This window comes from Secundilactobacillus collinoides DSM 20515 = JCM 1123 (genome assembly GCF_001435975.1).
In the GTDB taxonomy this organism is placed as follows: Bacteria; Bacillota; Bacilli; order Lactobacillales; family Lactobacillaceae; genus Secundilactobacillus; species Secundilactobacillus collinoides.
Genome location: NZ_AYYR01000013.1, coordinates 104,623 through 118,564 on the forward strand (window position 1 = coordinate 104,623; position 13,942 = coordinate 118,564).

The 13,942-nt window shown below is 46.4% G+C and carries 10 protein-coding genes; all 10 read left to right on the forward strand.

The genetic code is table 11. The features are described 5' to 3' along the window. Window positions 1-61: 61 nt before the first annotated feature. The 10 genes from parE (at window position 62) to FC82_RS03030 (ending at window position 13,932) form a co-directional block, all read left to right on the forward strand. Window positions 62-2,050: a DNA topoisomerase IV subunit B gene (parE, locus tag FC82_RS02985; RefSeq protein WP_056996173.1), complete on the forward strand. Its 1,989-nt coding sequence runs from the start codon at window positions 62-64 to the stop codon at window positions 2,048-2,050. A gap of 17 nt (window positions 2,051-2,067) precedes the next feature. Next, window positions 2,068-4,509 (forward strand): DNA topoisomerase IV subunit A, encoded by a 2,442-nt coding sequence (gene parC, locus FC82_RS02990; protein WP_056996174.1) that lies wholly within the window; start codon window positions 2,068-2,070, stop codon window positions 4,507-4,509. Between the two features lie 101 nt (window positions 4,510-4,610). Continuing rightward, window positions 4,611-5,579 carry a LysR family transcriptional regulator gene (locus FC82_RS02995; protein WP_056996175.1) on the forward strand — a complete coding sequence of 323 codons (969 nt, stop codon included), beginning with the start codon at window positions 4,611-4,613 and terminating at the stop codon, window positions 5,577-5,579. Between the two features lie 426 nt (window positions 5,580-6,005). Further along, window positions 6,006-6,935 (forward strand): manganese-dependent inorganic pyrophosphatase, encoded by a 930-nt coding sequence (locus FC82_RS03000; protein ID WP_054758640.1) that lies wholly within the window; start codon window positions 6,006-6,008, stop codon window positions 6,933-6,935. A 66-nt stretch (window positions 6,936-7,001) separates the two neighbouring features. Continuing rightward, on the forward strand, window positions 7,002-8,159 hold the full coding sequence (locus FC82_RS03005) for a glycerate kinase family protein (RefSeq protein ID WP_056996176.1): 1,158 nt from the start codon (window positions 7,002-7,004) through the stop codon (window positions 8,157-8,159). A 353-nt stretch (window positions 8,160-8,512) separates the two neighbouring features. Further along, window positions 8,513-8,956, forward strand: a complete 444-nt coding sequence (gene msrB / locus FC82_RS03010; protein WP_054758639.1) for a peptide-methionine (R)-S-oxide reductase MsrB — start codon at window positions 8,513-8,515, stop codon at window positions 8,954-8,956. A 2-nt stretch (window positions 8,957-8,958) separates the two neighbouring features. Continuing rightward, window positions 8,959-9,477 carry a peptide-methionine (S)-S-oxide reductase MsrA gene (msrA, locus tag FC82_RS03015; protein WP_056996177.1) on the forward strand — a complete coding sequence of 173 codons (519 nt, stop codon included), beginning with the start codon at window positions 8,959-8,961 and terminating at the stop codon, window positions 9,475-9,477. A 260-nt stretch (window positions 9,478-9,737) separates the two neighbouring features. Next, window positions 9,738-10,115 carry a hypothetical protein gene (locus FC82_RS03020; RefSeq protein ID WP_054758637.1) on the forward strand — a complete coding sequence of 126 codons (378 nt, stop codon included), beginning with the start codon at window positions 9,738-9,740 and terminating at the stop codon, window positions 10,113-10,115. A gap of 1,183 nt (window positions 10,116-11,298) precedes the next feature. Beyond that, window positions 11,299-12,390, forward strand: a complete 1,092-nt coding sequence (gene xerS, locus FC82_RS03025; RefSeq protein ID WP_054758635.1) for a tyrosine recombinase XerS — start codon at window positions 11,299-11,301, stop codon at window positions 12,388-12,390. A 528-nt stretch (window positions 12,391-12,918) separates the two neighbouring features. Beyond that, the gene (locus FC82_RS03030; RefSeq protein WP_054758633.1) at window positions 12,919-13,932 is read left to right on the forward strand and encodes a glycosyltransferase family 2 protein; all 1,014 of its coding nucleotides are present in this window, start codon (window positions 12,919-12,921) and stop codon (window positions 13,930-13,932) included. Window positions 13,933-13,942 lie beyond the last annotated feature (10 nt).

A 13,942-nucleotide genomic window follows, 5' to 3' on the forward strand; every position in this document is an offset into this window, starting at 1 on the left:
ACAATTCACATTAAAAATTGTGTCTCATCAGCGAGTAGGCTGATTGAAAGGAGTCTTTTTAGTGGCGAACAAGAAGCCAACTTACGATGATTCATCCATTCAGGTCTTGGAAGGCCTGGAAGCCGTTCGAAAACGACCAGGGATGTATATCGGGTCAACAGACGGCCGCGGGCTGCACCATTTGGTATATGAAATTGTAGATAACGCGGTGGACGAAGCACTTGCCGGTTACGGTGACGAAATTGATGTCGTTATCGAAGCCGACAACAGTATCACCGTGCAGGATCATGGCCGTGGGATGCCCGTGGGGATGCATGCCTCGGGCAAACCAACACCAGAAGTTATTTTGACGGTCCTGCATGCCGGTGGGAAGTTCGGTCAGGGGGGTTATAAGACCTCTGGCGGGCTTCACGGTGTCGGCGCTAGTGTTGTCAACGCCCTGTCCTCTGAACTGACGGTCAACATTGTCCGGGATGGTGTGATGTATGAACAAAAATTCAAGGATGGCGGCCATCCGGTCACCACTTTGGTCAAAAAAGGCAACACCCGCAAGCCAACCGGGACACGCCTGCATTTCAAGCCCGATTCAAGTGTTTTCACGACGACCGTTTACAACTACAACACGTTGGCTGAACGGCTGCGGGAATCTGCGTTCCTGCTGAAAGGTGTCAAAATTATCCTGACCGATAAGCGCCAGGGGCAAGAACAAGAAGATGTTTTTCACTTTGAAGATGGTATCAAAGAATTTGTGAGCTATCTGAACGAAGATAAGGAGACCCTTGGCGACGTCATGTATTTTGACGGCAAAAAGGAGGGGGTAGAAGTTGAAGTTGCTGCACAGTACAACGACGGCTACACCGAAAACCTGCTTTCCTTCGTCAACAACGTTCGAACCAAAGATGGTGGGACTCACGAAGCCGGGATGCGTAGTGCCTGGACCAAGGCGTTTAATGAGTACGCCAAAAAAGTAGGTCTGTTGAAGGAAAAGGACAAGAATCTGGAAGGTTCCGACGTGCGTGAAGGCTTATCCGCCGTCATTTCATTGCGGGTACCGGAAGAGATTTTGCAGTTCGAGGGGCAAACCAAGGAAAAGCTGGGGACCCCGGAAGCCCGGACCATCGTGGACAGTGTGCTGAGTGAACAGCTCGGCTACTACCTCATGGAAAACGGTGAGTTTGCACAAATGCTGATTCACAAATCCTTGCGGGCCCGGACGGCGCGTGAAGCCGCCCGAAAAGCGCGGGATGAAAGTCGAAACGGTAAGAAACATAAGCGCAAGGAACGACTGCTGTCAGGGAAACTGACCCCCGCTCAATCGAAGAACGCTGATAAAAACGAACTGTTCTTAGTCGAAGGTGATTCCGCCGGCGGATCTGCTAAGCAGGGCCGTAACCGGAAGTTCCAAGCCATCCTGCCGTTGCGTGGGAAGGTGCTGAACACTGAAAAAGCCAAGCTGGAAGACGTCATGAAAAATGAAGAGCTGAACACCATGATCTATACGATTGGTGCCGGTGTCGGTTCTGAATTTAATATCGAGGATGCCAACTATGACAAGATCATTATCATGACCGATGCCGATGATGATGGTGCCCACATCCAGACACTCCTGCTGACGTTCTTTTACAAGTATATGCGGCCGATGATCGATGCCGGCCGTGTCTACATCGCGTTGCCGCCGTTGTACATGATTCAGGCGGGCAGCGGTAAGAAGACCAGCATCAGTTATGCTTGGACCGACGAGGAACTGGCAAAGAAAACAAAGACACTTGGCAAAAACTACAAACTGCAACGTTTCAAGGGGCTTGGTGAAATGGACGCGGAACAACTCTGGGCCACGACCATGGATCCTGAAGCCCGGACGCTGGTTCGGGTACGAATCGACGATGCTGCTCTGGCAGAACGTCGGGTCACGACCCTGATGGGTGATAAGGTTGAACCGCGCCGGAAATGGATCGAAGAAAACGTGGCCTTTACCCTTGAAGAGGACGGCAGTATTTTAGATAATAACGTGGCAAATTCGGCACACACTGAGCCGACGAATGCCGACTGATCACGAAAGGGGATAAGATGGTGGCTGATCATATTCAAGAACTGACTTTGGAAGAAGTCATGAGCGATCGTTTTGGTCGTTATTCAAAATCAATCATCCAGGAACGGGCGCTGCCTGATATTCGTGACGGGCTCAAACCCGTGCAACGCCGGATCCTTTTCGCGATGAATAAGGACGGCAACACGTACGATAAACCGTTTCGCAAGTCCGCTAAATCCGTTGGGAACGTCATGGGTAACTTTCACCCCCACGGTGACAGCTCAATTTACGAAGCCTTAAACCGTATGAGTCAGGACTGGAAAGTCCGGGAACCGCTGATTGAAATGCACGGGAACAACGGGTCAATGGACGGTGATCCGCCTGCCGCCATGCGGTATACGGAAGCCCGGTTGAGTAAAATCGCTGGTGAAATGCTGCGGGACATCGATAAAGACACCGTTGATATGGTGCTCAACTTTGATGATACCGAGTATGAACCAACCGTCCTGCCTGCAAAGTTTCCTAATTTGCTGGTCAACGGTGCAACCGGGATCTCAGCCGGTTATGCGACGGATATTCCGCCGCACAACTTGGGTGAAGTCATTGATGCATTGATCTACCTAATGGACCATCCCAAGGCTGATCTGGACCGCCTCATGCAGTTTGTGAAGGGTCCTGATTTTCCTACCGGTGGGATCATTCAAGGATTAGACGGTATCAAGAAGGCGTATCAAACGGGGCGCGGGCGTATCGTTGTCCGTTCGCGGACGGCTATTGAAGACATCCGTGGCAACAAACAGCTCATCCGTGTTAGTGAAATTCCGTATGAAGTCAACAAAGCTGTTCTGGTCAAGCGAATCGATGAACTCCGCATGCTTAAAAAAGTGGACGGCATTTCCGAAGTTCGGGACGAATCCGACCGGGAAGGCTTATCGATTGCCATTGAGCTCAAACGGGAAGCCGATGCGCAAGGTATCTTGAACTACCTGTTTAAGAATACTGACCTGCAGGTGACCTATAACTTCAACATGGTCGCCATTAATCACCGGCGGCCAGAACACGTCGGCCTGAAGACGATCCTTGTTGCTTATTTAGAACACCAACAAGATGTCATCACCCGCCGGACGAAGTTTGAATTAGATAAAGCTCAAAAGCGACAGCACATCGTTGAAGGCTTGATCAAGGCGCTATCGATCCTTGACCAAGTCATCAAGACCATCCGGGCCAGCAAGAACCGAAAAGACGCGCGTGATAACTTAGTTAAAGCGTATGATTTTTCGGAAGAACAAGCTGACGCCATTGTGGCCTTGCAACTGTACCGGTTGACCAACACCGATGTGACCGCACTTGAAAAGGAAGCTGCAGAACTTGCGGACAGTATCAAGGAGTACCACAAGATCCTTGATGACCCGAAGGAATTGAACAAGGTACTCCGCGGTGAACTGCGCAGTATCAACAAGACTTACCGCAATGGCCGTCGGACCGAAATTCAAGACGAAATCACACCGCTGAAGATTTCGACCGAAGTCGTTGTTTCAGACGAAGACGTGGTGGTCATGGTCAGTCGTGACGGCTATTTGAAGCGGTCTGGGGTGCGGTCTTACAGCGCCTCTGACCCTGAAGATAACGGGTTGAAGGAAGACGACTACCCGATCTTTATGGATAAGCTCAGTACGCTGGATCACCTGTACATGTTCACCAACAAGGGGAACTTGATCTACCGACCGGTTTACGAGATCAGCGATGCGCGCTGGAAAGACACCGGCGAACACATTTCGCAAACGATCGGTTTAGCCGATGACGAGCAGATCATTGCCACCTACGCGTTTTCTGATTTGAAGACACCTGGTGAATTCTTGATTGCCACCGACGAAGGGTACATTAAGCGCACCGAATTGTCAGCACTGCAACCGAGTCGGACCTATAAGAGCCGGGCTATGGTTTATGAAAAACTCAAGGCCGATGATGCCCACGTTGTCAACGTGACGTTTATGGCAAAACCGGAACAAACAACGGTCTTATTGATGTCAAAACTCGGCCTTGCACTGCGGTTTGACATTGCTGAAATTCCAGTCAATGGTGCCCGAACCACTGGCGTCAAGTCCATGAACTTGGGCGATGACGACTGCGTGACCGACATGCAGCTGATCACTGATGATGACGTGGTGAGTCTGATTACCCAACGCGGAGCCTTCAAGAAGATGAAGGCCAGCGAACTGCCTGTGACAAGCCGGGCACGAAAGGGCGTCATGGTCTTACACGCACTGAAGAATAATCCGCACGAGATTGTTGATTTCTTAAAGCTGCAGGATGACCAAGCAATCGAGGTCATTACGGATCATCGACGCATGCATGATATCCTGCCGGCTGAACATCCGTTGAGTACACGCTATTCAAACGGGTCCTTCGTAGTTGATATTGAAAAGGAAGGCACACCGGAAATCTTAAGGATTAAGCCGACTTCCTTAACATTATCTTAATTTTTATTAGGTATTGGTTATTTTTAGATTACATTAATTGCACATTTTGCAAAGTATGGTTATTATAGCTATAACAAATACCTTAGGAGGCTTTCCCTAATATGAAAAGCAAGCAAGAAAGCATCTTCAGTTCGAAGACCTTGACGTACTTTTTGCAATTATCAGAAACCATGAACTACACGCAAGCTGCGCAGATCTTAGGAATCACTCAGCCTGCCTTGACCCAACAGATCAAAAAATTGGAACGGACAGTCGGTGCCCGCTTATTCTACTCAGTAGGTAAGAAGCTCCGGTTGACCGATGCTGGTTACACAATGTTGGACGCCACCCATAAGATTTATGACATCTTAAACGACGCTGCTGATGAGATTCAACAATCTACCAGTGCCACTCAGGGGGATATCAAAATTGGTATCTTAGCCTCCGTGGAAGACAGTGTCTTTGAAGACTTTGCCATTCAGTCTTACCGGGAAAATCCTGATGTGAAGATCAGCTTCCACATGCTGACAAGAAAAGAAATCTGGGATCGTTTAGAAAACAACCAGATCGACCTTGCCATCATGTACCTGCCTGATGAATCCATCAAGAATTGGAAACCATACGAATCTAAGCGGATCATCAGCGATGACCTGTTGTTCATTCACCATGACGAAAGTTTAAGCAAGAAGAAGCGAATCAAGTTTGCCGACTTACCAAATAAGCCATGGGCAACGTATCCAAACAACTATTACTTAAACCACATGATGCGTGAATCCTTCAAGAACGCGATGGTCGACATGCCAACGAGTGTGGCACAATTCACCACACCACTGCAGTTACTGCGGTTCTCGAAGCAGACTGGTGCCTACACGGCATTGCCTAACTCTTTCTACGTTGGCCAAGGTGATTTTCCAAACACTTGGACTGCGCGCTTCGAACCAAACATCCGCTTTGAATTGGCGTTTGTCTTCCGGAGCGGAAAGGATAAGATTCCACGTATCGGCCATTTCTTGGCTCAGTTCGATCAATATTTGAAGACCAAGGATTACCTATCACGGCTACAGGAAATCCAAGCTGAAAATAAAGAATAGTTTCTGAAAGCGCGTAGAACAAAATACTTTTGCGCCTGGAATATAAAAAAGGCTTCACCTAAAACCCACGAATTTGGGTCTTTAGGTGAAGCCTCTTTATACGGATATGACCAGAAGTGGTCGTTTGTTGCACGCATAGACTGGGTAAACCGGAATCAGTGAAGTAATCAGCATGGCACTGTCTATTGATGATAAGGATTGTTGACTCAGCCGTTTTCCGACGCTTTAGTCATACCAATTGCGACGTGATACTTTGAAAAATTAACCGGCAATCCACGCTGAAGATGGTTACGGTGCCATTTTTTTGGTATAATTGACTCTGCGTGGATTACATAGACAGTCCGGTATTCACAACGCCGGTCGTTGTGCAGGACTGTTGAAAACAACACTAAAAATCTGTTTTTCAAGCTGAGGAGAGATATACAAATGGCAAAAGAACTTGTCTTTGGTCACCAAAGTCCTGATACGGACGCCATCGTGGCTGCAAAAGCATATGCATACTTACAATCTAAGTTAGGAAAAGACGTTGAGGCCGTTGCCTTGGGCGAACCTAACATGGAAACAAACTTTGTCTTGAACTACTTTAACGAACCAACCCCACGGATCATTAAGACCGCCGCTAATGAAGTTGATTCTGTTATGTTGGTTGACCACAACGAGCCGCAACAAAGCGTGAGCGACATCGCTGACGTGACGGTAACTCATGTCGTTGATCATCACCGGATCAACGGGTTTAACACCGCTGCACCGCTATACTACCGGGCAGAACCCGTTGGCTGTGTCAGCACCATTATCACTGAATTGTTTGACGAAAACAAAGTGGAGATTCCCGCTCAATTAGCCGGGTTGATGCTTTCCGCCATCATTTCAGATACGTTGCTGTTGAAGTCACCAACCACTACTGACAAAGACCGCGCTGCAGTTAAGGCACTGGCTGAAATTGCCGACGTCGACTACGAAAAATACGGTATCGAAATGTTGAAAGCTGGGACGAACTTAGCTGCTAAGAGCGATGCTGAATTAGTTGCTGCTGACGCTAAGTCATTTACCATGGGCGGCAAGAACATTCGTATCGACCAGATCAACACCGTTGATCTGAACGATGTTTTGGCGCGTGAAGATGGCTTGAAGAAGGCCATGGCTGACGAAGCTGCAAAGGAAGGCTACGACCTCTTCTTAGTTTTGGCAACTAATGTTCTGGACAGCAACTCCGAATTATTCGTTTACGGCGAACCAAAGGATGTTGTTGAAAAGGCCTTTAACACAACGTTGAAGGACGACCGTGCCAACTTACCTGGCGTTGTGTCACGTAAGAAGCAGGTTGTACCACCATTACAAGGTGCCTTTGAAGGCTAATAAATGATTCCAGGAAACAGCATTGCCATGCCGGTGATGCTGTTTTTATTTTAGGAGGGAAAACCCGTGAAAATCGTAATTGCACCCGATTCATTTAAGGGCGGGATGACAGCAAAACAAGCCGCAGATGCGATTGAATTAGGAGTGAAACGAATCTTTCCCGATGCTGATTACGAGAAGATTCCAATGGCAGACGGCGGTGAAGGCACTGTTCAAGCGCTTGTTGATGCCACGCGCGGACAACTGGTGACAAAGCAGGTCACGGGCCCCCTCGGTAATCCAGTAAACGCCACCTTTGGACTCTTGGGTGATCGCCAAACGGCCGTCATCGAAATGGCTGCTGCCAGTGGTTTGGAAACCGTTTCAAAGGAAGAACTAAACCCACTGCTTGCCACTACTTTCGGTACGGGTGAGCTGATACTGGCCGCACTGGATAACCATGTTAAACACATTATTTTGGGCATCGGCGGCAGTGCAACCGTTGACGGTGGTGCTGGGATGGCACAAGCACTCGGTGTTCGGCTCCTGGACGCTTCAGGTCGGCAGCTTCACCCGGGTGGCGGTGATCTGGGACGCCTGGCCCAGATTGACATTTCAGGGATCGACCAGCGTTTAGCGACCGTTTCTGTGGTTGTCGCGTCCGATGTGACGAATCCGCTAACCGGCGCCAATGGGACAGCAGCCGTTTTTGGCCCGCAAAAGGGTGCGACGCCTGCCATGGTAAGTACATTGGATGCCAATTTGCGACATTTTGCGACGAAAATCTACTCGGCGCTGGGGCTTGATGTTGATCAACGACCCGGAGCGGGTGCCGCGGGTGGTCTCGGTGCTGGATTAATGGCGTTTACTGGTGCTGATCTGCAACCTGGTATTGCGATTATGATAAAGTACACACACCTGAGGGAACGTGCTGAAAAGGCTGATCTGGTGTTTACTGGTGAGGGACAGGTCGACTTTCAGACCCAGTTTGGCAAGACACCGTTTGGCGTCGCCACGGCAACTAAAGCGGTTGCGCCGTACGCGCCGGTTATCGTTTTGACCGGTAACGTTGGCAAGGGCAGTGACGTTTTGTTTAACCTCGGAATTGATGCGATTTTTGCGATTGAACAGGGGGTCTCGTCGTTGTCCGATGCCATCAAAAATGGACCCGCCAATTTAGTGGCAACGGCCGAACAGGTGGCACGGATTATTCAGCAAACCAGCAAATACATTGATAAAGTTTGAGGATGGCGCGTGGGGAAAACACGGTTTGTTACACGCGCTTTCCTATGATTATTCACGCCGTTGTATTCAGAGACACGCTTTCTTAGGCAGTTGAAGGACCCGCGTTTCACAAACCAAAGACTTGCATAGAAGCGACCTATTTTACACAGTCCGAGCCTGGATTTTATAAAATAGGCCGCTTTCTGTTTCAGTCCTTAACCGGTTTGCGACACTATCGTTAGGCAGATTGCTTGTTTGCTGGCGGAATCGTGCTATACTCAATTAGGTTGTACACAACCTAAAAATGTTTGTCTGTATAGTGCGTTTTGGAAATGCAACAGCATTAGGCAGAATAACTAGTGAGGAGTGATCAGATGGCAGAATCACAAGATGAGTTAAAACAACGATTATCCCAGGAGGCCTATGAGGTGACGCAGCACGCTGCGACGGAACGGCCATTTAGCGGACAATACGATGATTTTTATCAAGCAGGCATTTACGTTGATATTGTCAGTGGTCAGCCGTTATTTAGTTCAACCAATAAGTATGATGCCGGCTGTGGCTGGCCATCTTTCACGCATCCCATTGATGCAAAGGCGCTCGATAGCAATCTCGATACTTCCCATGGCATGATCAGAAATGAAGTTCGTTCTCAAGAGGCAGCATCCCATTTAGGACACGTGTTTGAGGATGGTCCGCAGGAGGCGGGAGGTTTGCGCTACTGCATCAATTCAGCGGCGTTGAAATTTATTCCCGTTGAAGAATTGGACGCTGCCGGGTACAGTCAGTACAAGACCTTATTTGATAAGGGGGAATGACGATGAGCGAAACGGCAATTTTTGCTGGCGGGTGTTTCTGGTGCATGGTCCAACCATTTGACGAACAGCCGGGAATCGAAAAAGTGATTTCAGGCTACACTAGTGGTCACGTACCCAATCCGACATATGAGCAGGTTGCGAGCCACACAACTGGCCATACTGAAGCCGTTGAGATCACGTTTGATCCTAACGTCATTTCATACGACCAACTCGTTGAAATCTACTGGCGTCAAACGGATCCAACTGATGCAATGGGCCAATTTCAAGACCGAGGCGACTCGTATCGACCAGTGATTTTCGTAAAAAACGATGATCAACGTCGAATTGCCACCGCTTCTCGCGAGGCTTTGGCTAACTCCGGCCGGTTTGATGCACCAATCGTGACGGAGATTGAAGATGCAAAGCCGTTTTACCCAGCAGAGGATTATCACCAAGACTTTTATAAAAAGAATCCATTCCGCTATCAAATTGAGGAAATGGGTGGCCGGACCGCGTTTATCAAACGTAACTGGCAGGGTTAGTTTTATTAAGTTTACTCAAAAAAGCACCAACGTTTTCAATACAATACAAACAATACAAGAATTTTAGCTTAAGCGACATTAAGCTGTTAGAGAGATTGCGCGGAAAACAATCTCTTTTTTAATTTGTTTCATCATGCACAAAGGTACGCACACCACCGTTTCTAAGCCTTATCCGAAGCAGTTTAGTGGAAAAACGTTTGCAAAATCGCTAGAATTAACGGAAAATAGAGATTGAATAAAGGACTAAGGAGCTGGTTTTTGTGCGAAAACAAGCAGTAATTTCCTCTTGGATCACAGCGGCGTGCTTGTGCATTGCGACTGTGTTATCAGCAGCGTTTCAGCAGCATATCACGTACATGATTGGAATTAACATTCTCAGCTATTTGGGCGTGTATGGTATCTGTATTTACTTATCAAAAAACAATTCGACTGAAAAGATTGTGTTGACGCTGGTAAACATTTTGGCGATTTTTATGATGTTGTCATGGATGTACATGGCGGTTCAAAAATTCAGCGTGATTGGCATTGTCTTGATGGTCATCGTAGGTATTGTCGGGATCATCGGTGCTGGCTGGAGCATTTTTGCCAACAACAAGTTCCAAAAGATGCACTCGGATACTAGCAATTCAAATGAGTAACGATCCAATCATTCTTAAAGTGAAGTCTGAGCGCTGGCTTGGACTTTTTTGTTTGGCGACTAATGCGTAAGTGAAACGTGCAAAAATAAGCGGTAATTTAAGCGGTAATTGGGGATAATTGATCATTGATTAAAATACAAAAGTTCATAATCAAAGGCGCTCAATATGACGAACCATATTATTCAAAGCACTACTTTGAATAATATATATTATGTAAAGTAGAGATAAATTTCTGGGGGAAGCCTGATTATAGCGTCTTCCCTGTTTATCTTTGTCTCCAAAAAAGTTTATGTTTATGTTGGCGTCAAATAACGTCATCGTCATTTAACTAGCAACTCCTTTACAGTTAACCGTGAACGTTTGCTAGTGATGCGTGATGTTTTCGATTGACGTTACCAATCTGCATTCAGTCCTTTATCTTGAGTTTGCCTTGGTGATTTTAAGATAAACTCATTTGCAAAAGCTACTCAGATTAATTTACTGGCTGAATTGCCAATTCGGCGTGTTAAAACATTGCTAATCTAAAAATCGTTACTCAAATTGATACGTTGCATGATAGTTCATTCATAATGACATGACCAACCAACGTTCAGCTCGAAAATAACGGCGCGTTCTAAGAAAGATTCGTGGTCAGTTATCCGTCTTATAACTGAACTGAGCGTCAGAATGCGTCTGAGTAAATGGCTATCTGCTAAACGTTGATATAACAGCGTTTGTCGTTCGTGGAAAGCCCAACATGTGGTGTAAACTAAGAAATAATGTCTGATTTGCTACTGACTAGACTTGATGACGAGTACTGATGAACAGAATTTGCTATGCGTTTGAAATTGCATTCATGATCTATGATTGATTCCGAGTCTTAACCATGTTAGTTGCATAAATTTGTGCTTGTTTTAAAGTTAATCCCAATATTTAGTCCAAAAATCCAGAAGCATTTGCACTACAAAATGATTAAAACACCGCCATATCAGCCATTACAAGACATTTAATTCCGATATCAAGCAAATTCATAATCCAAGGATCCAGTTATTCAGAAAACTAGCTGATTCGACTCAGCTTTCGTGTTATACTAAACTTAATAAAACTGATATTTTATTAAGTTTAACTATATCTTTTCACCTCTTATGATCAGTCTCGCTTTTCATCTACAGTTTCAAACTATAATGACCAAGGTGGTTTTCTCATGCGTCAAGCTGACTACGTAAAACACAATGAAGAGCTCGTCGCCCAAATGCCGGACTTTATCCGTGACTACTATTTGACTAAGTCAACTGTCCCTCTTTCGGCTGCGACGCTCTATCAATATTTAAATGAATTTCACCGCTTTTTCGAGTGGTTGGTCGATACTGGCGTTTCCAGCGCGCAATCTCCCGCCCAAGTTTCCCTATCCGACCTGGAGCACATGAAAAAACAGGACATGGAGCTCTATAAGTCTTACCTGCTCAACCGTGGCAAACAAACTGCCAAAAATCCTCAAGGCGCGATCTCACACCGCACCGTCAATCGCTCATTAAATGCGTTATCCGCCCTCTTTCGTTTTCTGACTGAAGAAACTGAAAATCAGGATGGCGAACCCTACTTTTACCGCAACGTGATGAAAAAGATTTCGTTAGTGCGTGACAGTGAGACGTATGCTGCCCGCGCTAACAGCATTAAAAGCCAGTTGATGTTGGGCAAGACTGACATGGATTACCTGAATTTTATCCAGGATGATTACGCTGACACCATTAAGGACGATGACAGAAAGCTGCGCTATTTCCAACGTGACCGAGAGCGCGACGTCGCCATCAACGCACTGATGCTGGGGACCGGGATTCGCGTTTCAGAACTGGCAAACGCAAATTTAAAGGATCTCAGTGTCAAACAAGCCACGGTCTCCGTGCGACGTAAGGGAGGCAAGTGGGATACGGTGCCGGTTGCAAGTTGGGTATTACCCTATGTGACCCCTTATTTAGAAATCAGAACCGAACGCTACCAAACAACATCCAGCACCACTGCGCTATTCCTGACGAAGGGGAAAGAAGCACCGCGCCGAATTACAACCGCGACGGTCGAACTGCTGGTATCTAAGTATTCGTACGCCTTTAACCATGTTAGAATCACCCCGCATAAGCTGCGGCATACGTTGGCGTCAAAACTTTATCTGGCCACTAAGAATGAACATTTAGTGGCTACCCAACTGGGGCAAAGTTCAACAACTGCTACGGGGTTGTACACACATATTATTGACACGAAGCAGCATGAGGCTTTGGATGAGCTGCATGAAGATGAATAGTCATTTTTAGTCAATGTTATTGGTCACCGCAGTTGCAATCATGTTTTCACTGCTCACTTTTACCTTGCTAAAGGTTAGCCGACAAGCCTCGGTTGCGCAAGATAGCGTAATTGACACAGCGTCGTAAATTGACCCAAAATTCTGTCGGCTGCAACAGTATTTAAAAAGCGTTGCGTATCTTGCTCAATTTATCCCCCTCTGGGCGACAAACGTGGCTAAACATAGTACAATTAAGTCTGACGGTAAAATTTATTGTGCACAAAAAACAAGGTGCAACGCACAATTTTAAGCAAATTAGTTTTACCAGGAAGGTCGTTCAATGAATAGAACTGCCTCCCTTCAGTTCAAACACACACTGAAAAATAAATTAATTATTAAGTAAAAGTAAAGTAATAGAACTTGTTCTCATTACACTAGGGTGTAATAATTAATTTATAATATACTATAATACGAAAATAAAATTAGCACGCTAGGGTCAAAATCAGTAGGGACTAGTGTGCCCAATTTATTAAAAAGGTGGAAGCTTAAGTGAAGAGTCTGACTATTACAGTACCTAGCTACAATTCTGCAGATTACCTGGGCCGTTGTTTGGATAGCCTGTTAGTCGGCGGTGAAAAAGTCGAGATTCTTGTCGTCAACGATGGGTCAACGGATGAAACAGAGAAAATTGCGAATGCCTATGCAGCAAAATATCCCACGATCGTTAAAGTGATCAATCAAGAAAACTTAGGCCACGGCGGTGCTGTTGGCACTGGCCTGCGTCATGCGACTGGTAAATATTTTAAAGTCGTTGATTCAGACGACCAGTTGGGAGCCGACGCGCTCAAAACGGTTTTACAGCGTATTGATCAGTGGCAAGCCGATGGTGACAACGTTGATTTGATTGTTTGTAACTACGTGTACGAAAAAACCGGTGAACCGCCGTACGTCGTTAATTATCGTAAAGCATTCCATAACGACAAAATCGAAAGCTGGGACGAAGTCGGTAATTTTGACTTGACCCAGTACCTGATCATGCACGCGCAGATTTTTAAAACCAGCGTGTTGCGTGAAAGTAAGGTCACATTACCCCTGCACACGTTCTACGTTGATAATCTATTTGCTTATCAACCGCTTCCGCTTGCAAAAAAAATCTGTTACTTAGATGTTGATCTGTACCACTACTTTATTGGCCGTGACGATCAGTCGATCACAACGCAAAACATGATGAACCGCATTGACCAGCAATTATTAGTAACCAAATTAATGATTGATGTGACGGACATTTATGCGTTGAATAGCCCGAAATTGACCGCTTGTATGGAGCGTAACCTATCCTCTGTCATGTCAATTTCGTCAGTTCTGCTGTTAATGATTGGTACCGATGATGCACTAAAAAAACGTACCGATCTTTGGCAGCACGTCAAGAAAACTTCACCGCACTTGTATCACCGCCTGCGGTTCCATCGGGTCTGCGGGTTTACTTATCTGCCAACTAAATTTGGCGGTTGGGTGACTAAGTTTGGGTATCGTATCGCACGTAAAATCGTTAAATTCCAGTAGCGATACCGTT